Below are 21,929 nucleotides of genomic sequence, written 5' to 3'. Positions count from 1 at the left end.
CCGCATCGGGGCGGTGAGCACCGGCGGGGCCGCTGACCTGGTCACTCCTGCTCGGTGAACCCGAACTGCACCACGCCCTCGTCGTCGACGGAGGCGTCGACCGAGCTGTCGTTGAGCAGTTCGGCGGCCTCGGCGTCGAGGAAGATGCGCGCCCCCTCGGTGTCGACCACCTGGTCGCCCTGCGCCGGCACGGGCACCAGTTCGATGGTGAGCGCGCCGGCCTCGGTGTCGGCGGCGATCCGCAGCCCACCGTCCTGGGCGACGTCCTGCTGGGCCGCGAGGTCACGGATCACGAGCACGGCGTTGTCGGTCATGGTGAGCATGATGGGACTCCTTGGGAGTTGTCGGGCGGAACGTGGCGCGACGACAGATGCGCGCCCCCTGCGGCGGGCCGGTGCCCGCCGGGCGGTTCCGGGGGCGCCGCCACGCGGCCCTCTCCCCCACCGTGCCCCCTGACCAGGGGTTCGTCAAATAGACGAGCCGGCACTTCCGCGCCGAACCCGACGCCCCCGACCCGGCCGCGCCGGACCCGACCTGACCGCACCGGCGGACCACCGACCCGGGCCACCAGCCACGGAAGAAAATCTACGGCGTCGAGCCTTGCCCGACGGAAACCTTCGTGACAGCGTCGTCGCATGCATCGTCGTCTCTTCCCCCGGACGCTGGCGCTGGTGGCGCTGGTCGCCACCGTGGCCGCCGCCGGTGCGCTGCCGGCGACCGCCGAGTCACCCACACCGGCGGCCACCCGGCTGCACGCCACCATCGACGCCGTCCTCGCCGACCCACTGCTCGCCGGGGCGCAGGCCGGGGTGGTCGTGGTGGACACCACCACCGGCCGGACCCTCTACGACCGCAACGGCGACCGCCGCCTGGTGCCCGCCTCCAACACCAAGCTGTTGACCTCGACGGCGGCCCTGGCGCTGCTCGGCCCCGGGCACCGGTTCGGCACCGACGTGCTCACCGACGGCCGCCGCCGGGCCGGGCTCGTCTCCGGCAACCTCTACCTGCGCGGCGGGGGCGACCCGACGATGCTGGCCGCCGACTACGACGCGCTGGCCGCCCAGGTCGCCGAGAGCGGGGTACGGATGGTGACCGGCAACCTGGTCGCCGACGACAGCCGCTACGACGCCACCCGGCTCGGCCCGGAGTGGGCCTGGGACGACGAGTCGTACTACTACGCCGCGCAGGTCTCCGCGCTGACCCTCGCACCGGACACCGACTACGACGCGGGCACGGTGATCGTGCGGGCCGCCCCGGCGGGCAGGGCCGGGGCGCGACCGGTGGTCACCATGACTCCGCCCAACGGCTACCTGCGGATCGACAACCGGGCCGAGACGGTGGCCGACGGCGAGACGACGCTGTCGTTCGAGCGGACGCACGGCGGCAACACCATCGTGGTCACCGGCCGGATCGCGGCCGGCGCGGCGGCGGTCGACGACTGGATGACCGTCTGGGAGCCCACCGGCTACGCCGCCGCCGTCTTCCGGGACGCGCTGCGCCGGCACGGGGTGCGGGTGCTCGGGCGTACGGTGCCCGGCCGGGCCACCCCGACGGACGCCACCCCGGTGGCCCGGCACGACTCGATGACCCTGGCCGAGCTGCTGGTGCCCTTCCTCAAACTGTCCAACAACGGGCACGCCGAGGTGCTGACCAAGGAGATCGGCCGGGTCATCTCCGGGTCGGGAAGCTGGCCGGTCGGGCTGGCCGCGATCAGCGAGTACGTCGCCGACACCGGAGTGGACACCGGCGTCCTGCGTCAGCTCGACGGCTCGGGGTTGTCCCGGCGCAACCTGATCCCGGCCGGCGAGTTCGTCGCGCTGCTCGCCGCCGTCCGCCGGGAACCCTGGTTCGACACCTGGTACGCGGCCCTGCCGGTCGCCGGCAACCCCGACCGCCTCGTCGGTGGCACCCTGCGCAGCCGGATGCGCGGCACCCCGGCGGCGGACAACGTGCGCGCCAAGACCGGCAGCCTGACCGGGGTGTCGGGCCTCTCCGGCTACGCCACCGACGCCGACGGCCGGCTGCTCGCCTTCTCGGTGGTGTTCAACAACTACCTGACCTCGTCGGTCAAGGGGCTGGAGGATCAGATCGCCATCGCGCTGGCCAGCTACCGCGAGGGGGACGGCGGGTCGGCGCGGGTCACCCCGCCGGTGGCCCCGGAGACGCCCCGGGCGCCCGAGGGCCGGGAGTGTTCCTGGGTCAAGCCGATCGTCTGCTGAGCCGGCCGGCCCGGTCAGCGCCGGTGCAGCACCACCACCGGGATCTCCCGGTCGGTCTTGCTCTGGTACTCGTCGTAGGCGGGCCAGATGGCGGTCATCGTCGGCCACGTCCGGGCCCGTTCGGCCGGCTCGGCGGTGCGTGCCCGCACGCCGAACGTCTCCGGGCCCACCTGCACCTCCGCCTCGGGGTCGTCGAGCAGGTTGAGGTACCAGGAGGGGTGCTGGGGCGCGCCGCCCTGGGAGGCGACGATCAGGTAGTCGTCGCCGTCCCGGCCGTAGATCAGGGCGGTACGGCGCAGTTTGCCGCTGCGCCGGCCCCGGGTGGTCAGCAGCAGGGTGAACACGCCCGGCTGCCACTCGTGCCCCTCCGCGCCGTCGGTGGCGACGTACCGGCGGATGTGGTCGGCGACCCAGCCCTCGGGGCTGTCCAGCACCTGTTCGTCGGTCGGCATCGGCGTCTCCGGGTGGCTCGTGGGCATCGACCCGGACACGCTATCCCGACACAAACCCCGAAAACGGGCGAATAACTCAACGCACCGCTGCCGCCTGAAGGTTCACGTTGCCGCAGCTGTTGCGGAACGCCCCCGCGACGGTCCAGCGGATCAGCAGCTTCTCGCCCTTCGGCACCCGAAACTTGATCACGAACTGGGCGGTGTGCGTGGTGTGCGGGTCCTCCAGCCGCAGGGTGCGGGTCGACCCGCCGGTGGACAACCGTACGTCCAGCCGCCCCTGGGCCATCCAGATCCCGGCGAACAGGTGCACCGTACGCGGTTCGCCGTCGCCCGCCACGGACAGCGCGAACCCGTTGCCGGCTCCGCAGACGAACACGCCGACGCCGGTGGCGGAGACGGCCGGCACCGGGGCCCCGTCGCGCCACCCGAACAGCTCGGGATTGGTGTCGTACCGGTCGCGTGCGCCCCGGCCGCCCTCGTCCCGGATCTCGCCGGTGCCGCCGCCCTTGCGGACCAGGGTCTCCGGCCGGTTGAGCCCCCAGTGCACCCAGTCCCGGGTGCCCAGCGCGGTCAGGTCCACCTCGGCGGGCACGTCGGCCCGGGAGACGCTCAGCGTCGGCGCGGCCGGCGACGAGGACGCCGCCGGGGTGACCGTCGGCGTCGGCGGCTCGCTCGGCGGCGGGGTGCGCTCCCGGGGCTGCAGGCCGGGCGTGGCGATCCCGGCCTCGGCCGACACGCCCACCCCCGCCGCCCCGGTCGGATAACCGGCCGGGGTCGGCGCGCCGGCCGGCAGCACCAGGTCGGGCTCCGGCGGGTCCGAATCCGGGCCCAGATAGGTCACCAGCACCGCGAGGCAGGCCAGGGCGGCCACCGCCTCGATCGCCCAACGGCGACGTTGCCGACGGCGGGCCTCCCGCCGCTGCGCGCTGCGCGTCGTCGGGCCCGGCCCGATCCGCCAGGTCTCTTGGTCGTTCACGCGTGTCCCACTCCCCAGCCCGACGCCCGCGACCGGTCGGGGAGGGGGGTTCGGTCGCGGCGTGAGCGTTCTCACGTTTTCATTTCAGGGCCGGGATGCGCCATATGCCAGCGGGTGGGCGTTTCCAGTTTGTTACCGACTGATCCCGATGGAAAGTTTCCTGCCCATTGACAAAGCGCAGCTCAGGGCCACAACGACGGGGAGATCGACAGGTGGCGGGCCATCAGCGGATCTCGAAACCCAACGCCTGCGCCAGCACCATCGCCTGCTCCGGGTCGATCACCGCGCCGGCCCGCTCGACCGCCGTCGGATCGAGCCCGGTCAGGTCGCTGCCCCGCAGGTCGGCCCCGGTGACCCGGGCCGCGCGCAGTTGGGCGGCCGAGAGGTCCACCCGGGCCAGGGTCGCGCCGCCCAGGTCCGCCCCGGACAGGTCGGCCTCCCGCATCCGTACGTCGCTGAACTGCGCGCCCCGCAGGTCGGCGCCGGGCAACCCGACGAACGACCAGTCCCCGCCCGACACCCGCAGCGGACGCAGCGCGCACTGGTCGAACGTGCTGCCGATCAGCTTGCACCCGGTGAACTCGGCCTCGAACAGGTTGCACCGGCGGAACCCGCAGCGGACGAAGGCCGAGTCGGTGTGCCGGGAGGCGTTGAACGACACCCCGCCGAAGTCGCACCCGGTGAACGAGGCGCCCCGGCTCACCGCCTCGGTCAGGTCGACGTCGGTGAAGACGCAGCGCACGAAGTGCCTGTCGGTCAACTCCTCGGCGTACCAGTCGGTGTGGCGGAACGTCTCGTCCTCGATGGTCTGCGGCACCGCCCCACCCTAGGTGCGAGCACCGACACCGCCGCCGCACCTTCCGTCCGGCGCGTACCGGCTAGTAGGTTCGGCGGGTGAGCGTGGCACCCAGCAGCGACCCGGCCCGCACCGGCTTCGACCCGGCCCGGCTGGCCCGCATCGACGAACACTTCGGCAGGTACGTCGACGACGGCCGGCTCGCCGGCTGGCAGGTCGTGGTCACCCGCCGTGGCGAGGTCGCGCACTCCTCGGTGTACGGGCTGCGCGACGTGGAGGCGGGCACCCCGGTCGAGCCGGACACCATCTGGCGGATCTACTCGATGACGAAGCCGATCACCTCGGTCGCGGCGATGATGCTGTGGGAGGAGGGGCGGTTCGAGCTGACCGACCCGATCAGCCGCTGGCTGCCGGAGTTCGCCGACGTCCGGGTCTTCGACAAGGGGTCGGCGCTCAAGCCGTACACGGTGCCGGCGGTCGAGCCGATCCGGGTGTGGCACCTGCTCACCCACACCGCCGGGCTGACCTACGGGTTCGCGCAGACCTCGGTGGTCGACGCGCTCTACCGGGCCGCCGGCTACGACCTCGGCGTCCCGCCGGGGCTCGACCTGGCCGGGGCCAGCGTCGGGATGGCGAAGCTGCCGCTGCTGTTCCAGCCCGGCACCGGCTGGAACTACGGGGTCTCCACCGACGTGCTGGGCCGGCTGATCGAGGTGGTCTCCGGGCAGAGCCTGGCCGACCTCCTCACCGAGCGGGTCCTCGCCCCGCTGGGCATGACCGACACCCGGTTCTGGGTCGACCCGGCCGACGCCAAACGGCTCGCCGCCCTCTACACCCCGCACCCGGGCACCGGCCAGGCGCTCCGAGCCGACCAGCTCGGGGCCGCCGCGCTGACCCGCCCGCAGTGCTTCTCCGGCGGGGGTGGGCTGGTCTCCACCGCCGCCGACTACCACCGGTTCACCCAGCTGCTGCTGCGCGGCGGCGAGCTGGACGGCGTACGACTGCTCGGGCCCCGCACGGTGCGCTACATGACCCGCAACCACCTGCCCGGTGGCGGCGACCTGGCGTCGCTTCAGCCCCAGGGGTTCGCCGAGACGGTGCTGGACGGCATCGGCTTCGGCCTGGGCTTCGCCGTGGTGCAGGACCCGGTCCCGGCCAAGGTGCCGAGCAGCGTCGGCGAGTACTACTGGGGCGGGCTGGCCAGCACCGCGTTCTGGGTCGACCCGGCCGAGGAAATCACCGCGCTGCTGTTCACCCAGCTGATGCCGTCGAGCACCTACCCGCTGCGGTCCCAGCTCCGCCAGCTCGTCTACGCCGCCCTGGTCGGCTGAGCCGACGGGCCGCCACCACCGGGGTGACGGCCCGATCGCGGCTCAGAGCAGGTGCTGGACGCGGGTTGCCCGCACGGTCGCCGGGCCGCCGGGCGACAGGCCGGAGACGAGGTACGCCCGGACGGTGCCGTCCGGGCGGACGGCCCACAGGTCGGGGACGCCGTCGGCGTTGATGTCGGCCACCGAGATCGTGGTGACGGTCGTGGCGGTGTTCCAGTTGCTGGCGACGTGGTACTGGGTGTGGGTCAGCGAGCCGGTGCCGTCACCGTTGTCGACCAGGGTGACCCCGGTCCAGAGGAAGAGGTCGCCGGTGGCCGCGTTGCGCAGGTACATCGCCACCCCGGTGGCCGTCTCGGTGCTGGCGATGGTCCAGTTCTGCCAGTCCGTGCCCCCGGTCGGCGTGGCGTCGGCCAACACGACCCGGAAGAGATAGCCGCCGGGCACCCCGAGGTTGGGGTGGTAGACCAGCCGGTGACCGTTGACGGCGTCGCCGGTGACCGAGATCAGATCCGGGTACTCCGGGTCGACGCCATCGGCCCCGTAGGCGTTGACCACCTGCAGCGGCGCGTTACCGTCGTCGTCGACGAGTTGCCCGCTGTCGACGGACATCTGGTTGCCGCTGAGGTTCGGGTTGAGCATGGTGCCGTCGCCGGCGCCCCGGATGATGCTGGCCGTCCCGGCAGCGGCGCCGCCCGGGTAGTAGGCGAGGAAGTCCTGCTGGTGGGTGCCGAAGAAGCGCCCCGTGATCACCTGCGCCCCGTCGAACTCGGTGGGCGAGTTGGTGCCGCCGACGCCGTTGCCGAGCAACCCGATGTTGCCGGCCGGCGTGTGCACCCGGCCGGTGCCGACGCCGGTGCGGCGGGACGTCAGGCCGGTCGCGGACCAGACACCGGAGCCGAGGCCGGCGGTGCCGCCGACGGTGACCAGGTCCGGCACGCCGTCGCCGTCGAGGTCCCGGTCGACCGGGCCGGTGACCGCCGACGTCGGATGCCGGTCGGCCGGGGCGGCCAGGGCGGGCGCGGCCGGCACGGTCGCGGCGAGGGCGAGGGCCGCCGGAGCGCTCCAGGCGAGCAACCGGCGTGGTACGGAAAGAACGGCCATGGTGTCTCCCCCGTGGTCAATGGATCAAGGTCGACCCGACCGTAGTCGATGTCCGCAACGTGTGCCCACACCGGCCGGATCGTCCGTTACACCACCGCGACGGCGACCCGCTGCCTAGCCTGGACGGCATGGGCAACGTGGTGGTGTACGGCGCCGGGGGCACCGCAGGCTCACGGATCGCCACCGAGGCGGCCGGTCGTGGGCACCGGGTCACCGCGGCGGTCCGTCGCCCGGAGGCGGTCACCTGGCTGCCGGCCGGGGTGCACGTGGTGACCGGGGACGTGACCTCGACGCGCAGCGTCGCCGAGCTGGCCCCGGAGGCCGACGTGATCGTGGTGGCGGTCGGCGGCGGTGAGCGGGCGCTGTGGCGTACGGCGGCGGAGAACCTGGTCACCGTCCTGCGGGACCTGCCCGACCCGCCCCGGGTGATCCACGTCGGCGGCGGGGCGACCCTGCTGACGGAACGGGACACCCCCTTCCTCGACGAGCCGGACTTCCCCGACGGGTACCGGGAGCCGGCGCTCGGGCAGGCCGACGCCCTGGCCCTGTACCGTTCCTCGGCCGACGGGGTGACCTGGACGTACGTCTCGCCGCCGCCTGTGGAGTTCCATCCCGGCGAGCGGACCGGCCGGTACCGCACCGGCACCGAGCACCCGGTCACCGACGAGCGGGGCCGCTCGGTGCTCAGCTACGAGGACCTGGCGGTGGCGATCGTGGACGAGATCGAGGAGCCCCGCTTCGAGAACATGCGGTTCACAGCGGCGTACTGAACCGGGCGTCGACGAAACGGCAGCCGTCGTCGCACCGGAGGGGTCGTCGTACCGGAGGGGTCGTCGTACCGGAGGGGTCAGTCGGCGAGGCGGGCGGGGAAGCCGCCGGTGGCGATCGGGCCCCAGCCCTCGACGGTGATCCGGATCAGCGACTTGCCCTGCGCCACCATGGCCGCCCGGTACTCGTCCCAGTCCGGGTGCTCCCCCGCGATGCTGCGGAAGTACTCCACCAGCGGGTCCAGCGCCTCGGGCAGGTCGAGCACCTCGGCCACGCCGTCGACCTGCACCCACGGGCCGTCCCAGTCGTCGGAGAGCACGCAGACGGAGACCCGGGGGTCACGGCGGATGTTGGTGACCTTGGCCCGTTCCGGGTAGGTGGAGATCACCAGGCGTCCGGCGGCGTCCACGCCGCAGGCGACCGGGGAGGACTGTGGCCGGCCGTCGGCGCGGGTGGTCATCAGCAGGACCCGGTGCCGGGGCCTGACGAAGTCGAGCAGGGCGTCCCGGTCGACCCGGGTGTTGGTTGCGACGCTGCGTGCCATTCCCCGGTTCTACCAGGCCCACCGGGCGTCAGCCGGACCGGCCGCCGACCCGGCCCGGTTGGGCGGGGACCCGGGGCCGGGCGGCGGGCCGCCAGGCGCGGCCGTTGGCGTAGATCACCCGGAAGCCGAGGTACGCCGCGAGCGGCGCCCAGTGCGCCGAACCCATCCGCAGCTCGGCGGCGTTGTGCCGCTGGCCGTTGGCGAGCACGTCGAGCAGCACCGTCTCGAAGGCGGCCGACTCGACCCAGTCGACCTCGCGGGTGAAGCCGCAGATCAGGGCCGCGCCGGTGACGTCGAGGAAGTCCCGCAGGGTGGCGTCCGAGGCGCGCAGCACCGAGCAGCTGCCGAAGTAGAGCCGCCGCCCCTCGCCCCGGCCGGCCATCCGCTCGGCGACGTCGGACAGCTCGACGGAGTCCCAGTCGGTGAGGCAGAGCCGGCTGGGTTCGCCGTGCATGGCGAAGAAGCCGACCCGGTGGTCGGCGTACTGCTTGAGCAGCCACCGGTCGAGGAAGTAGAACAGCTCGTCGCGGGTGGCGGCGTCCTTGTGGATGTAGCGGATGCGGCCGAGCCGTTCGAGCAGGTCGAGGGTGGGCAGCACGGACCCGCGCTCGTTGAGGTCGCGGTGCCACTGCCCCTCGACACAGAAGACCCCGCCCCGCGCCACGTCCCACCTCCCCGTTCCGGCCGGGACGACGTTACCGGGTCCGGGTCACGGACCCCCATCACCCTCGGTGCCCGGCTGATCCGTTTCGGGGCACTTCACCGGTGTCGGAATTGGCGTCCCTCCCGTCACCGGCTGATACCTCCTGACCGAATCGCCATTCATCGCCGTTCACAGGCAATACCCAGCTATCGCCGACTGCGAGGATTATTCCTTTTTATTGCCGCGAATCGGCCAGATAGCTGTCAGGGTGGAAGTTGCAGGACGTCCCGGGCGATGCCCTGTTCACCACCCCATTCACTTCCAATCGGGAGGACTTCTGTGCGCCAGAACACTGTGAAGCGGGCACTCGTCGCGTTCGCCCTGGCTCTGCCAGGAGCCGCGATCGCCACGGTGGCCGCCGCGCCAGCGGCCCATGCCGACGGCTGCTACACCTGGAAACGCGACCTGTACCAGGGGCGCTCCGGAGACGACGTCCGCCAGTTGCAGATCCGGGTGGCCGGCTGGTCGGGGCGCGGGGAAATTGTCCGGATCGACGGGGACTTCGGCCCCGAGACCGCCGCCGCGGTCAAGCGCTTCCAGACCGCGTACGGGCTGCGCAGCGACGGCATCGCCGGCAAGCAGACCTTCAGCAAGCTCTACCAGTTGCAGGACAACGACTGCACGCCCGCCCACTTCAGCTACCGGGAGCTGGACGGCGGCTGCGGCAAGGGCGGCTGGAGCGGCGGTCCGCTCTCCGCCACCGACACCAAGGCCAACGCGGTACGCACCATGTGGAAACTGGAGGCGCTGCGGCGTGGCCTCGGCGACAAGCCGCTCAACGTCACCAGCGGCTTCCGGGACTCCAGCTGCAACAAGCAGGTCGGCGGGGCGTCGGACAGCCAGCACCTCTACGGCAACGCCGCCGACGTGACCTCGCAGCACAAGTCGCTCTGCGAGATCGCCCGCGCCTCCCGTGACCACGGGTTCAGCGGCATCTACGGCCCCGGCTACCCCGGGCACGACGACCACGTCCACGTGGACTCCCGGCGGGAGAACAACCGGGACAACTCGACGAACCGCACCAGCTGGGCCGCTCCGGACTGCGGCGTCAGCCGCTGACCGGCGCAACGGCCGACGCCGGCCCGGCCCCACGGGATCACCAGGGCCGGGCCGGCGTCGGGGCACCGGGGCCGGGCGCTCAGCTCGCCCGGGGCCAGCGCGGCGCGGCGACGGGGGGCGTCACCGGCCGGCCGGGAACACCGGGACGCACGCCCGGCCGCATCCCCGTCGCAGCGGGCCGCGCCCCGGGCGCAACCGGCCGGCCGGCCTGGCCACGGGCCGGGTAGCCGGCCGCCGGGGCGGTCCGCGCCGGAGCCGCGCCCGGCCGGGGCGTGGTGTAGGTGAACGGGAAGGGCACGTGCACGAACGGGTTGCCGTGTCGGATCAGCGCGTCGATCTGACGCTCGTTCAACCCGTGGTTCTCCAGCACCCGCCGCCCCCAGCGGTGCAGCCGACACGGGTACGACGCGCCGTCGTTGCGGCACAGCGGCCCGTTGGGCCATTCCTCGGCGGCGTGCACCACGACCGCTCGCACCGCGAGCCGGACGTCCTCGGGTGTCAACGAGGCGGGCACCGGCACCTCGCCCAGAACCTGATCGATGGGGTCCGTCGACTGCTCACCAACTCGCACGGCAGGCCTCCCGCAACTCGGCAGCGACTGCGGCTGAATCGCCGCAACGCATCCTCGCGCAGTGGTACGGACGGTGACCGGCGGCGGTTCAATCTTCCCAGGCGTGCCGCCCGAGGATCTCCCGGACGCCGGCAGGGCTCAACTGCGAACCCCGTCAGACCAGGCCCGCGTCGTGGACCAGCAGCGCCACCTGGACCCGGTTGTTCAGCGCCAGCTTGGTCAGCAGCCGGGACACGTACGCCTTCACCGTCGCCACGCTCATGAACAGCTCCGCCGAGATCTCCGCGTTGGTCCGGCCGTGCCCGAGCGCCACCGCGACCTCGTGTTCCCGCTCGGTGAGCCCGGCCAGCAGCCGCAGCGCCCGGTCCCGACGCCGGTCCGGACCCGGCGTGGGCCCCACGGTCAGGTGGCTGATCAACTGCCTGGTCACCGTCGGCGACAGGGTCGCCTCACCGGCGGCCACCCGCAGCACCGCCCGGACGATCTCGGCGGGCGGGGTGTCCTTGAGCAGGAAACCGCCGGCCCCGGCCCGCAGCGCCCGCAGCACCTGCTCGTCGGCGTCGAAGGTGGTCAGCACCAGCACCTCCGGCGGGTCCGGCAGCGCCCGCAGCGCCTCGGTGGCGACCAGCCCGTCGACCCGGGGCATCCGGATGTCCATCAGCACCACGTCCGGCGTACACCTGGCGACGGCGGCGGGCACCTCGTCGCCGTCGGCGGCCTCGCCCACCACCCGGACGTCCGGCACGCCACCGAGGATCATCGACAGCCCGGCGCGGACCAGCGGGTCGTCGTCGACGATCAACACCCGCACCGGGGCGGTGTCGCCGTCCGTCGTGCCGGTCACCGGGCACCGCCGGGCGGCCGGTCGGCCGGTCGGCTCATGCCGGCCACGGCAGCCGGGCCGCCAGCCGGAAGTCCCCTGTCGCCCCGTCCCGGCCGTGGGTCAGCCGGCCACCGGCCAGGGTGACCCGCTCGGCGATGCCGACCAGCCCGGTGCCGGCGCCCGGCAGGGCCGGCACGGAGGTGCCCACCGGCCACGGGTTGCGGATCTCCACCGCCAGCTCCCGCCCTGGGCCGCCGGTCAGCCGGACGCCGACCGTCGTGTCGGGGGCGTGCTTGCGCGCGTTGGTCAGCCCCTCCTGCACGATCCGGTACGCGCTGCGCCCCACCGCCGTCGGCACCCGCGACGGTTCGGCGACCTCGTCGACCAGGGTGACCCGGACGCCGGCGGCCCGGGACTCGGCGATCAGCGCGGGCACGTCGGCGAGGGTGGGCTGGGGGCGTTCCGGAGCGGCGTCGCCGCCGGCGGTGTCGGCCCGGAGCACCCCGATCACCTCGCGCAGGTCCTGGAGTGCGGCGTGGGCGCTGCCCCGGATCACCCCGGCCGCCCGCGCCACCTCCTGCGGCGGCGCGTCCGGGCGGAACTCCAACGCCCCGGCGTGCAGGCTGAGCAGTGAGATCCGGTGGGCCAGCACGTCGTGCATCTCCCGGGCGATCCGGGTGCGTTCGAGCTGGCGGGCCTGTTCGACGCGGAGCTGCTGCTCGGCCTCGGCCCGATGGGCCCGGTCCCGCAGCGACAGCACCAACTGCCGACGGGCCCGGACGAACAGCGCCCACGCCACCACGATCCCGACGAACATCGCCGTCCAGGCCACCGTGGGCCAGTAGGGCAGCGTGGGGTCGGGGCGCACGACGGTGTAGAGCGGAATGACCGCCAGGTGGAAGCCGACCAGCGCCGCGCCGATCGGCAGCGGCCGGTGGACCAGCACGGTGAACACCACGACCAGCAGCGCCAGCCCGGCGGTCACCGAGAACAGCGCCAGCGGCAGGCCGGCCACGGCCAGCCCGACCGGCCAGCGCCGGCGCAGCCACAGCGCCGCGCAGTAGCTCAGGCCCGCCGCCAGGTCCACCCCGACCAGCCAGGACGGCCCGGCGTTGTGGGCGAACTGCGGGTCGGGCGACACCGCGTCGGCGAACGCCAGCAGCGCCCACCCGACGGCGAGCAGGAACGCCACCGTGTCGACCAGCCAGTCCCGGGGCGTCCGCCGGGCCGCCCTCGCCTCGGGCGTCAGCGCCCCCGGCAGCAGCCAGGGGTGATCGGGTACGACGGCAGCGCTCACCCACCCATGCTAGAAAGCCGAAAGGCGTCGCGGACACCAACCAAAGTCGAGGTCTGCGGGTAGACCGAGGTAGGGACTGCTCTCGACGGTCGGCCGCAGCGCCCGGCCGGGTGACTGGGACAGGCTCGACGGCATGATCGCAGTCGACCACCTCACCAAACGGTACGGCCCGCATCCCGCCGTCGACGACGTCTCGTTCCGCTGCGAAGCGGGCACGGTGACCGGTTTCCTCGGCCCGAACGGGGCGGGCAAGTCCACCACCATGCGGATGCTCTGCGGGCTGACCCGCCCGACCTCCGGCACCGCCACCGTCGCCGGTCAGCCCTACCGCGAGCTGCCCAACCCGGGCCGCGAGGTGGGTGTGCTGCTGGACGCCTCCGCGCAGCACGTCGGACGCAGCGGGCGGGAGACGTTGTTCCTGGCCGCCCGGACCATGGGCGTGGACGCCGACCGCGTGCCCGCCGTGCTCGACCGGGTGGGCCTGAACCCGGTGGCGGCGAAGCGACGGGTCGGGGCGTACTCGCTGGGGATGCGGCAACGGCTCGGCCTGGCGCTGGCGCTGCTGGGCGAGCCCCGGGTGCTGGTCCTCGACGAGCCGGCCAACGGCCTGGACCCGGAGGGGATCTTCTGGATGCGCGGCCTGCTGCGCGACTTCGCCGACCGGGGCGGCACGGTGCTGCTCTCCTCCCACCTGCTGCGGGAGGTGGAGGCGGTCGCCGACCGGCTGGTGGTGATCGGCGGCGGCCGGGTGGTCGCCCAGGGCGGCAAGGACGAACTGCTGGCCGGGGCCGGCACCCTGGTCCGGGCCCGCGACCCGCACGCCCTGCGGCTCACCCTCGACCGGGCCGGGCTGGACGCCACCGCCGGCGCCGACGGCGGGTGCGTGGTCCGCGCCGAACCCGACGCCGTCGGGCAGGCCGCCGCCGATGCCGGACTGGTCCTGACGGAGCTGCGGCCGGCCGGCGGCGGTGGCCTGGAACAGCTCTTCCTCACCCTGACCGCCGGCGCGAGCACCAAGGAGGCCGTGCAGTGACCACCATGACGACCATTCCCCCCGCCACCGTCCGGCCCGTCGTGACCGGGCCGTCCCTGACCCGGCTGGTCGGGGTGGAGCTGCGCAAGCTCGGCGACACCCGGGCCGGCCGTTGGCTGCTGGCCTCGATCGGGCTGATCGCCGCCGCGATCGTCGCGCTGCAACTGCGTTTCGTCGACGACGCCGCGCAGACCTTCACCAACTTCTTCACCGCCTCGCTGGCGCCGGTGGCGCTGCTGCTGCCGGTGCTGGGCATCCTGTCGATCACCGCCGAGTGGTCCCAGCGCACCGCGCTGACCACGTTCGCCCTGGTGCCGCGCCGGGAACGGGTGATCGTCGCCAAGCTCGCCGCCGTGCTGCTCGCCGCGTTGGCGTCGGTGCTGGTGAGCCTGGCCGTCGCCGCCGTCGGCACCCTGCTCTCGGGGGTCACCGGCGGGGCGGGGAGCTGGGACTTCGACCCGACGGTGGCCGGGCACGCCGCCGTGTTCCAGTCGATCAACGTGCTGATCGGCGCGGGGTTCGGCTTGCTGCTGCTCAACACCCCGCTGGCGATCGTCACCTCGCTGCTGCTGCCGACCGTGTGGGGCATCCTGTCCGCGATGATCGCGGCGCTGCACGGCCCGGCCCGCTGGCTGGACACCTCGATCACCATGGAGCCGCTGCTCGGCCCGGACATGACCGCCGGGCAGTGGGGTCGGCTCGGGGTGTCCCTGCTGGTCTGGGTGGTCGCGCCGCTCGCCGTCGGGATGGTGCGCACGTTGCGGCGTGAGGTGCACTGACGATGCGGGCGCGGGGGCCGGACGCCGCGACCAGGGTCGGTGGTGACGTCGGGGAACTGGTGGTGCTGTGGGTCGGCTTCCCGCTGCTGGGCGTCGCCGTGGGCGGGCTGCTGCCGCTGGTCGCGGACTGGGTGGCGGGGCTGCCCTGGGCTCCGGTGCAGGGGTGGTTCGAGCTGGTCGCCGGGCTGCCGTACCGGCGGGCGCTGGCCGGGGGCGTGACGCTCGGGGCGCTGGCCGGCCTGTTCGTCGCCCACGTCGGCACCCGGGAACGGTTGATCGTCACGGTGGACCGGGGCGGGGTGCGGTGGCGTCGTGACGGCGTCGACCGCGAGCTGCCCCGGCGGGCCGTCACCGCCGTCTTCGTCGACGGCGGGGAGCTGGTGCTGCTCGGCCCGGCCGGTGCGGAGCTGGCCCGGGAACGCTCCGACCTGAGCCGGCGGCGGCTGCGGGACGCCTTCGACGGGCACGGGTGGCCGTGGCGGGACGCCGACCCGCACCGGGACGCGTACCGGCGGTGGGTGGAGGGGTTGCCCGACCTGCCGCCGGGGACGGACCCGCTGCTGCGCGCCCGGCAACGGGCCGTCGACGCCGACCGGGCGCGCGACGTCCGGGAGCTGCGCGGGGAGCTGGCCCGGCTCGGGGTGGTCGTCCGGGACGAGGGCGGACGGCAGTACTGGCGGCCGGGTGGGCAGACCACGCCGCAGTCGTAGCCCGGGGTGCCCGGTCCGGCCACCCGACGCCTCGGGGTTCGAGCGTGACCGGACCGTCGCCGATTGTGCATCCGCCGCCCAGGGAGTATCAACCTAGGTGGATGCATTCCCGGCGGAAGGGGACGACGATGGCCTCCACAGTCGACAGTGGCGGGATCTTCCGCCGCAAGCCGGTCGAGGAGATCGCCGACGACACCGACCGGGGGTTGTCCCGCTCGCTGGGGTTGTGGCAGCTCACCGCGATCGGCGTCGGCGGCATCATCGGCGCCGGCATCTTCGCCCTGGCCGGGGCGGTCGCCAACGAGACGGCCGGGCCGGCCGTGCTGGTGTCGTTCCTGATCGCCGGGCTGGCCAGCGCGGCGGCGGCGCTGTCGTACGCCGAGTTCGCCGGCATGATCCCCAAGGCCGGCTCGGCGTACACCTACGGCTACGCGGTGCTCGGTGAGGCGGTGGGCTGGTTCATCGGCTGGGACCTGCTGCTGGAGTACACCGCGATCGTGGCGGTGGTGGCGATCGGCATCTCCGGTTACTTCGGTTTCCTCGTCGGGCAGCTCGGCGTCGACCTGCCGGCCTGGATGCTGGGTGCCCCGGGCACCGGCGACGGGCACGTGGTGGACCTGTTCGCCGTGCTGCTCTGCCTGCTGATCGCCTTCCTGCTGACGCTGGGCATCCGGACCGCCGCCCGGTTCGAGACGGTCGTGGTCGGGGTGAAGGTGGCCGTGGTGCTGCTGGTGATCGTGGTCGGCTTCTTCCACGTCCGCACCGCCAACTACTCGCCGTTCTTCCCGTTCGGGCTCGGCGGGGCGTTCACCGGGGCGGCCACCGTCTTCTTCGCCGTCTTCGGTTACGACGCGATGAGCACCGCCGCCGAGGAGTCCCGCGACGCCCGTCGGCACATGCCGAAGGCGATCGTCTGGTCGCTGGTCATCTCGATGGTGCTGTACGTGCTGGCCACGCTGGTGCTCACCGGGATGCAGAACTACCGGGACATCGACCCGGAGAGCGGCTTCTCCTCCGCGTTCGCCTCGGTCGGGCTCTCGGGCCTGGCCAGCGTCATCGCCGTCGGGGCGATCATCGGCATCCTGACCGTGATGTTCACCTTCATGCTCGGGGTGACCCGGGTGTGGTTCTCGATGAGCCGCGACGGCCTGCTGCCGGCCTGGTTCGCCAAGGTGCACCCGGTGCGCCGGGTGCCCACCCGGGTCACCTGGATCGTCGGGGTGGCCTCGGCGGTGATCGCCGGTCTCCTGCCGATCCGGCAGGCCGCCGAGCTGACCAACATCGGCATCCTGCTCGCCTTCGTGGTGGTCTGCGTCGCGGTGATCGTGCTGCGCTACCGCAGCCCGGACACCCCGCGCACGTTCCGGCTGCCCGGGATGCCTGTGGTGCCGGCGCTCGGGGTGGTCTTCTCGGTCTGGCTGATCAGCTTCCTCGACCACGTCACCTGGCTGCGGTTCGCCGCCTGGTTCCTGCTCGGCGGGCTGATCTACGCGTGCTACGGGTACCGGCGCTCGGCGCTGGCCGGGCGCGCCGACCCACCTGCCGACCAGTCCGGGCGGTGACCGGGCCGCCCCGGTACGCCTGCCGTCCGGGCCAGCAGCAGCGTGGTGCCGAGGCCGGCGGCCAGGCCGGCCAGCGAGGGGAGCACGTCCGCGTCGCCACCGCCGACCGGGCTGTTGCCGGCCAACGCGGTCAACGGCGCGCCCGGTGAGAGGGCCGCGCTGACCAGCAGCGCGACGTGCCACAGCGCGAGCGGGGCGAGCAGGGCCACCGGGCCGACCACCGGGTAGCGCCGCGCCGGCAGGGCGGGCCGGGTCAGCAGCGTCACCCCCAGCAGCAGGACCGCGCCGAGCAGCGCCGCCGGCACGAGCCGGCCGGCCGGCCCGACGAGCCGGACCAGCGGCAGGCCGATCCCGCCTGCCACGGCCAGACCCGCCGCCGTCGCGAGCCGACGCCGGCCCCGGGCGGGGGCGGCGGCCACCGCGCCGGTCACGGTCACCGCCAGCAGGAGCAGGGCGGTGACCAGGGCTGCCGGGTCGAGTGCCGGTTCCCGGCCGGTCGGCGACCGGGTCAGCACGGCGGCCAGCGCCAGCACCGCCGCGACCCCGGCCACCCCGGCCAGGACTGCCCGGTCGCGGCCGGCCACGCCGACCGTCCGGTGCGGGCCCGCCGGACCGACGGTCCGGTCCGGGCCCGCCACTGCTGCCGCGCCGGCCAGGCCCACTCCGCCGGGCGCGTCTCCCGGGCCGGTCCCGTCCGCCCGGCGAGGACCGTCCACACCTGTCGCGCCGTCCCGGCGTACGGCGGACGCGACGGTGATGCCGACGGCCAGCCAGCCGGCGACGGCGAGCAGCGCGGTCGCGCCGGGGCCGGTGGGGTCGGCCCGGTCGACGGCGACGTCGACGGCCAGCGCGCCACCGCCGAGCAGCACGGCCGGCACCAGCCACGAGCGGCGGCCCGCACCCGCCAGCACCAACCCGGACGCGACTGCCAACAGCGCCATGAAGCGCAGGTCACGGGCCCAGTAGGTGGATGCCTCGGGGAGCCGCTCCGACCACGGGCCGGCCGGTTCGGTGAGCGGTTGCCACACGGTCATGCCGACCGCCCAGAGCGGCACGGCCAGGGCGGCGAGCCCGGTGCCGACGGCGGCGAGCCGGCCGCCCGATCGCGGAGCGTGACCGGTCGGGATGGGCATCATGGATGGTCAGACGCCATCCGGGCGGCTACGGTTCCCCCTCTGGGGAGGTGCCGTCGGTGTACGTCGTGTCCGTGATCAACTACAAGGGCGGGGTGGGCAAGACCACCGTGACCGCGAACCTCGGGGCCGAGCTGGCGAACCGGGGGATGAAGGTGCTGCTGATCGACCTCGATCCGCAGACCAGCCTGACGTTCAGCTTCTACGACCCGGAGGACTGGCGGGAACGGCTGCGCGACGGCCGCACCGTGAAACGCTGGTACGACGGCCTGCGCGGGGACACCCCGGCGGTGACGCTGGGTGAGCTGGTGGTCTCCCCCGGCCCGGCCAACGCCCACCTGACCGGGGCCGGCCGGCTGGACCTGATCGCCTCGCACCTCGGCCTGGCCGACATCGACCTAGCGCTGGCCCGGGGCGTGGCCGACGGGGAGGACTACGACCGGGAGCTGTTCCGGGTCCGTGGCGCGCTGGCCGAAGGGCTGCACGACGCGGCCCTCGACGGCTACGACCTGGTGCTGATCGACTGCCCGCCGAACTTCAACGTGGTCACCCAGTCCGCCGTCATCGCCAGCGACCACCTGCTCATCCCGGCGAAGGCCGACTACCTGTCCACACTGGGCATCGACCACCTCTGCGGCAGCGTCCGGGAACTGGTGGACCGGTACAACGCCGACGCCCGCCGGTTCGCCACCAGCCGCCGGCACCACAAGGTCGCCCCGGACGTGGCCGGGGTGGTCTTCACCATGATCCAGTTGACCGCGCAGCGGCCGATCGCCGCCCACCAGGGCTACCTGGACCAGGTACGGGCACTCGGGCTGCCGGTCTTCCCCACCGCGCTGCGGGAGAACGTCACCCTGTTCGCCGGGAACACCCCGCGCGGCGTGCCGGTGGTGCTGCGGCACCGGGTCACCGCGCCGGTGGTGCAGGAGGAGCTGCGGCAGATCACCACCGAGTTCATCGCCCACCTGCAACCCCGCGAGGTGACGGTGTGAGCGGTCCGGAGTCGACGGGGGACGTCGCGGTCGGCGTCCTGGCCCGGGTGGGCGAACTGCTGGCCGGGCTGTCGGCCGCCGACGTCGCCGCGCTGGCCGACGGGCGGGCCCGGCTGGTCGTCGCCCCGGTGACGCCGCCCCGGGACGTTCCGGACCGGCCGGTCGGGCCGACGACGTCCGCCCCGTCGGGCGTCGACCTGGCCGCCGCCTCGGCCACGTTGGACACCTTCGTCCATCGGCGAGACGGCACGGCGTACCTGACGCCCTGGGCGATGCGGGACCTGCGCGCGTTGGCCGCCGGGCTCGGCCTGCGCGGGGTGGCCGGCCTACGCAAGGCGGAACTGGTGGAACGGCTGGTCGACCGGACGATCGGGTTCCGGGCCGCCTCCGCCGCCGTCCGCGCCCGCTGAGCCGGCCCCGGCCCGACCGCCCCTGGCCGGGGCACCGGGCGTCGGCGGTCGACGCGGCGTCGGCCCGCAGCCGGGGCGAGCCGGCCTGACCGGTCCGGGCCTGCTCGTCCGTCCGGACGGAGCCGTCGGTCTCGATCTTGTGCGGCACCGGGCCGGTGGATACGCTCCCGCGGCCGTATCCACCCGAGAAAGGACCGCCGTGACCGCTCCTGTCACCACCCAGAAGTCCTGGGTCGTCGCCCTGCTGCTCTGCTTCTTCATCGGTGTGCTCGGCGCGCACCGGTTCTACACCGGCAAGGTCGGCACCGGCGTGCTCCAGCTGATCACCATCGGCGGGTTCGGCATCTGGGCGTTCATCGATCTGATCATGATCCTGGTCGGCGCGTTCCGCGACAAGCAGGGCCAGCCGCTGGTCAAGTGAGGCGACGGGCCGGGACCGTGCGGTCCCGGCCCGACCGGCGTCCGTCGCGGCCCGGTGCGCGCCGCGACGGGAATTCACCTCGGCGACCTCCCGCCGGGCGGGTTCCGGCCGATAACATCGCCGGACATGGATATGAAGAGCAGCATCCGCCCGCGAACCGGGCGGCTGGTCACCGTGCTCACCGCCGCCGTCACCCTGGCGGTCCCGGTGGCGGTGGCCGCGACGTCGGCGTCGGCGGCAGCCACGTCGACCGTGGCGCAGGCCCTCGCCACCCAGGACGGCCGGACCGCCACGGTCACCGGGTACGTCATCGGCCAGCCGACCGCCACCAGCACGGTGCTCACCTCCGGCTACACCGCCGACACCGCCATCGCCCTGGCCGACACGGCCACCGAGACCGGCACCAGCCGGATGCTCTACGTCCAGATCACCGCCGACTACCGCGGCACGTTCGGGCTGCTGACCAACCCGTCGTTGCGCGGCCGGCAGGTGACCGCCACCGGGACCCTCACCGCGTACTTCAGTCACGGTGGGTTGAAGAGCCCGACCGCGATGAGCCTCGGCGGCGGCAGCACCCCGACGCCGCCCACCACCGCCTCCCCCACCCCGGTGCCGACCGGCTCCACCGGGCCGTACGACTCGACGTACTACGCGAACGCGATGGGCAAGACCGGCGGCGCGCTGCGCACGTCCCTGCACGCCATCATCAAGACCCAGACGAAGCTCAGCTACGACCAGGTGTGGGAGGCGTTGAAGGACACCGACCAGGACCCGGCGAACGCCAACAACGTGATCCTGCTCTACAGCGGACGGTCGCAGAGCAAGAGCAGCAACGGCGGCGGGGCCAACGACTGGAACCGGGAGCACGTCTGGGCCAAGTCGCACGGTGACTTCGGCACCGCCACCGGGCCGGGCACCGACGTGCACCACCTGCGCCCCGAGGACGTCACGGTCAACTCCACCCGCGGCAACAAGGACTTCGACACCGGCGGCAGCGCGGTCGCCGAGGCCCCGGGCAGCTACAGCGACGCCGACTCGTTCGAGCCCCGCGACGCGGTCAAGGGCGACGTCGCCCGCATGATCATGTACATGGCGATCCGGTACGAGGGCGACGACGGCTGGCCGAACCTGGAGATGAACAACTCGGTCAGCAACGGCTCCGCGCCCTACCTGGGCCGGCTGCCGGTGCTGCTCCAGTGGCACCGCCAGGACCCGCCCGACGCCTTCGAGCAGCGCCGCAACCAGCGCATCTACGAGCGCTGGCAGGGCAACCGCAACCCGTTCGTCGACCACCCGGAGTGGGCCACCGCGATCTGGGGCTGAACGGGCCGCTTGTCGCAGATCACCCCGGTCGGGCGGTGAGGAAACCGCCCGACCGGGTAACCCACGGGCATGTCCAACACCGTTCCCGACATCAGCCTCAACGACGGCAACACCATCCCGCAGCTCGGCTTCGGGGTCTACCAGATCGAGCCGAAGGACACCGCCGAGGCCGTCGGCAGGGCGCTGGAGATCGGCTACCGGCACATCGACACCGCCGAGATGTACGGCAACGAGGCGGAGGTCGGTGCGGCGGTCCGCGCCTCCGGGCTGGACCGGGGCGAGGTCTTCGTGACCAGCAAGCTGAACAACGGCTTCCACCGCCCGCAGGACGCCCGCCGGGCGTTCGAGTCGACGCTGTCCGCGCTGAAGATGGACTACGTCGACCTGTTCCTCATCCACTGGCCGCTGCCCACCCGCTACGACGGCGACTTCGTCTCCACCTGGAAGACCCTTGAGGAGTTCCAGCGCGACGGCCGGGCCCGCTCGATCGGCGTGTCGAACTTCCAGGTGCCGCACCTGGAGCGGCTGGCTGCCGAGGCCGACGTGGTGCCGGCGGTCAACCAGATCGAGGTGCACCCGTACCTCACCAACGAGCAGGTGCGCGCGTACGGCAGTGAGCACGACATCCTCACCGAGGCGTGGTCCCCGATCGCCCAGGGCCGGGTGCTCGACGACCCGACGATCGTCGACGTCGCCGAGCAGGTGGGCCGCACCCCCGCCCAGGTGGTGCTGCGCTGGCACGTGCAGCGTGGCGACATCGTCTTCCCGAAGTCGACCACCCCGAAGCGGATCGAGGAGAACTTCCAGCTCTTCGACTTCACCCTGAACGACACGGCGATGGAGCGGATCAGCGGGCTGGACCGGGGCGAGGCCGGCCGGACCGGCCCGAACCCGGACGAGTTCGACTACATCCCCGCCTGAGCGGG

General features: G+C 73.5%; 24 protein-coding genes. 13 read left to right on the top strand and 11 right to left on the bottom strand.

Annotated features, from left to right (window positions below; genetic code table 11):
• Positions 1-41 precede the first annotated feature (41 nt).
• Complete coding sequence (locus Q2K16_RS26845) at positions 42-323, bottom strand: adhesin (protein WP_088641796.1); 282 nt, start codon at positions 321-323, stop codon at positions 42-44.
• A 312-nt stretch (positions 324-635) separates the two neighbouring features.
• Here Q2K16_RS26845 and dacB point away from each other — a divergent pair, with 312 nt between their 5' ends.
• Entirely contained in the window at positions 636-2,219 is a 1,584-nt protein-coding gene (gene dacB, locus Q2K16_RS26840; RefSeq protein WP_302740922.1) for a D-alanyl-D-alanine carboxypeptidase/D-alanyl-D-alanine endopeptidase, read from the top strand.
• Positions 2,220-2,233: 14 nt separating this feature from the next.
• On the opposite strand, the gene Q2K16_RS26835 is transcribed toward dacB, so the two are convergent.
• The 3 genes from Q2K16_RS26835 to Q2K16_RS26825 all read right to left on the bottom strand — a co-directional run bounded on the left by Q2K16_RS26835 (position 2,234) and on the right by Q2K16_RS26825 (position 4,464).
• On the bottom strand, positions 2,234-2,671 hold the full coding sequence (locus Q2K16_RS26835) for a nitroreductase family deazaflavin-dependent oxidoreductase (protein ID WP_302746627.1): 438 nt from the start codon (positions 2,669-2,671) through the stop codon (positions 2,234-2,236).
• A gap of 76 nt (positions 2,672-2,747) precedes the next feature.
• Entirely contained in the window at positions 2,748-3,647 is a 900-nt protein-coding gene (locus Q2K16_RS26830) for a hypothetical protein (protein ID WP_302740921.1), read from the bottom strand.
• A gap of 223 nt (positions 3,648-3,870) precedes the next feature.
• Positions 3,871-4,464: a pentapeptide repeat-containing protein gene (locus Q2K16_RS26825; protein WP_302740920.1), complete on the bottom strand. Its 594-nt coding sequence runs from the start codon at positions 4,462-4,464 to the stop codon at positions 3,871-3,873.
• Positions 4,465-4,541: 77 nt separating this feature from the next.
• Here Q2K16_RS26825 and Q2K16_RS26820 point away from each other — a divergent pair, with 77 nt between their 5' ends.
• Positions 4,542-5,774, top strand: coding sequence for a serine hydrolase domain-containing protein (locus tag Q2K16_RS26820; RefSeq protein WP_302740919.1), 1,233 nt, complete (start codon positions 4,542-4,544; stop codon positions 5,772-5,774).
• A gap of 42 nt (positions 5,775-5,816) precedes the next feature.
• Here Q2K16_RS26820 and Q2K16_RS26815 read toward each other — a convergent pair whose 3' ends face one another.
• Entirely contained in the window at positions 5,817-6,875 is a 1,059-nt protein-coding gene (locus Q2K16_RS26815) for a hypothetical protein (protein WP_302740918.1), read from the bottom strand.
• Positions 6,876-7,003: 128 nt separating this feature from the next.
• Here Q2K16_RS26815 and Q2K16_RS26810 point away from each other — a divergent pair, with 128 nt between their 5' ends.
• The gene (locus Q2K16_RS26810; RefSeq protein ID WP_302740917.1) at positions 7,004-7,645 is read left to right on the top strand and encodes an NAD(P)-dependent oxidoreductase; all 642 of its coding nucleotides are present in this window, start codon (positions 7,004-7,006) and stop codon (positions 7,643-7,645) included.
• A 77-nt stretch (positions 7,646-7,722) separates the two neighbouring features.
• On the opposite strand, the gene Q2K16_RS26805 is transcribed toward Q2K16_RS26810, so the two are convergent.
• Both Q2K16_RS26805 and Q2K16_RS26800 read right to left on the bottom strand, forming a co-directional pair.
• A complete protein-coding gene (locus tag Q2K16_RS26805) occupies positions 7,723-8,187 on the bottom strand; it encodes a PPOX class F420-dependent oxidoreductase (protein WP_302740916.1) in 465 nt (154 codons plus the stop codon).
• Between the two features lie 28 nt (positions 8,188-8,215).
• A complete protein-coding gene (locus Q2K16_RS26800) occupies positions 8,216-8,851 on the bottom strand; it encodes a DUF6642 family protein (RefSeq protein ID WP_145918097.1) in 636 nt (211 codons plus the stop codon).
• Between the two features lie 318 nt (positions 8,852-9,169).
• Here Q2K16_RS26800 and Q2K16_RS26795 point away from each other — a divergent pair, with 318 nt between their 5' ends.
• Positions 9,170-9,949 (top strand): D-Ala-D-Ala carboxypeptidase family metallohydrolase, encoded by a 780-nt coding sequence (locus Q2K16_RS26795; RefSeq protein ID WP_302740915.1) that lies wholly within the window; start codon positions 9,170-9,172, stop codon positions 9,947-9,949.
• A 79-nt stretch (positions 9,950-10,028) separates the two neighbouring features.
• Here the strand turns inward: Q2K16_RS26795 and Q2K16_RS26790 are convergent, their stop codons facing one another.
• The 3 genes from Q2K16_RS26790 to Q2K16_RS26780 all read right to left on the bottom strand — a co-directional run bounded on the left by Q2K16_RS26790 (position 10,029) and on the right by Q2K16_RS26780 (position 12,640).
• On the bottom strand, positions 10,029-10,520 hold the full coding sequence (locus Q2K16_RS26790; protein ID WP_302740914.1) for a hypothetical protein: 492 nt from the start codon (positions 10,518-10,520) through the stop codon (positions 10,029-10,031).
• Between the two features lie 154 nt (positions 10,521-10,674).
• Positions 10,675-11,280 (bottom strand): response regulator, encoded by a 606-nt coding sequence (locus Q2K16_RS26785; RefSeq protein WP_489671938.1) that lies wholly within the window; start codon positions 11,278-11,280, stop codon positions 10,675-10,677.
• A gap of 118 nt (positions 11,281-11,398) precedes the next feature.
• On the bottom strand, positions 11,399-12,640 hold the full coding sequence (locus Q2K16_RS26780) for a sensor histidine kinase (RefSeq protein ID WP_302740912.1): 1,242 nt from the start codon (positions 12,638-12,640) through the stop codon (positions 11,399-11,401).
• Positions 12,641-12,773: 133 nt separating this feature from the next.
• Here Q2K16_RS26780 and Q2K16_RS26775 point away from each other — a divergent pair, with 133 nt between their 5' ends.
• The 4 genes from Q2K16_RS26775 (at position 12,774) to Q2K16_RS26760 (ending at position 16,724) form a co-directional block, all read left to right on the top strand.
• On the top strand, positions 12,774-13,673 hold the full coding sequence (locus tag Q2K16_RS26775) for an ABC transporter ATP-binding protein (protein WP_302740911.1): 900 nt from the start codon (positions 12,774-12,776) through the stop codon (positions 13,671-13,673).
• A 5-nt stretch (positions 13,674-13,678) separates the two neighbouring features.
• A complete protein-coding gene (locus tag Q2K16_RS26770; protein ID WP_302746626.1) occupies positions 13,679-14,452 on the top strand; it encodes an ABC transporter permease in 774 nt (257 codons plus the stop codon).
• A gap of 2 nt (positions 14,453-14,454) precedes the next feature.
• Positions 14,455-15,162 carry a YqeB family protein gene (locus Q2K16_RS26765; protein WP_302740910.1) on the top strand — a complete coding sequence of 236 codons (708 nt, stop codon included), beginning with the start codon at positions 14,455-14,457 and terminating at the stop codon, positions 15,160-15,162.
• A 128-nt stretch (positions 15,163-15,290) separates the two neighbouring features.
• Positions 15,291-16,724, top strand: a complete 1,434-nt coding sequence (locus Q2K16_RS26760; RefSeq protein WP_302740909.1) for an amino acid permease — start codon at positions 15,291-15,293, stop codon at positions 16,722-16,724.
• Here the strand turns inward: Q2K16_RS26760 and Q2K16_RS26755 are convergent.
• A complete protein-coding gene (locus tag Q2K16_RS26755; RefSeq protein WP_302740908.1) occupies positions 16,658-17,860 on the bottom strand; it encodes a hypothetical protein in 1,203 nt (400 codons plus the stop codon). The two genes, Q2K16_RS26760 and Q2K16_RS26755, sit on opposite strands and share 67 nt — an antisense overlap.
• A gap of 56 nt (positions 17,861-17,916) precedes the next feature.
• Between Q2K16_RS26755 and Q2K16_RS26750 the strand changes: the two genes are divergently transcribed.
• From Q2K16_RS26750 to Q2K16_RS26730, 5 genes are all read left to right on the top strand, one after another.
• A complete protein-coding gene (locus tag Q2K16_RS26750) occupies positions 17,917-18,849 on the top strand; it encodes a ParA family protein (protein ID WP_302740907.1) in 933 nt (310 codons plus the stop codon).
• A complete protein-coding gene (locus Q2K16_RS26745) occupies positions 18,846-19,259 on the top strand; it encodes a Rho termination factor N-terminal domain-containing protein (RefSeq protein WP_302740906.1) in 414 nt (137 codons plus the stop codon). The genes Q2K16_RS26750 and Q2K16_RS26745 overlap by 4 nt, the downstream gene beginning before the upstream one ends.
• A 199-nt stretch (positions 19,260-19,458) precedes the next feature.
• A complete protein-coding gene (locus Q2K16_RS26740) occupies positions 19,459-19,680 on the top strand; it encodes a TM2 domain-containing protein (RefSeq protein WP_302740905.1) in 222 nt (73 codons plus the stop codon).
• A 126-nt stretch (positions 19,681-19,806) separates the two neighbouring features.
• Positions 19,807-21,003, top strand: coding sequence for an endonuclease (locus Q2K16_RS26735; RefSeq protein ID WP_302740904.1), 1,197 nt, complete (start codon positions 19,807-19,809; stop codon positions 21,001-21,003).
• Between the two features lie 69 nt (positions 21,004-21,072).
• Positions 21,073-21,924, top strand: coding sequence for an aldo/keto reductase (locus tag Q2K16_RS26730; protein WP_302740903.1), 852 nt, complete (start codon positions 21,073-21,075; stop codon positions 21,922-21,924).
• Positions 21,925-21,929 lie beyond the last annotated feature (5 nt).

The organism is Micromonospora cynarisoli (assembly GCF_030518815.1).
GTDB lineage: Bacteria > Actinomycetota > Actinomycetes > Mycobacteriales > Micromonosporaceae > Micromonospora > Micromonospora wenchangensis.
This window is presented reverse-complemented; position numbering and strand designations above follow the sequence as displayed.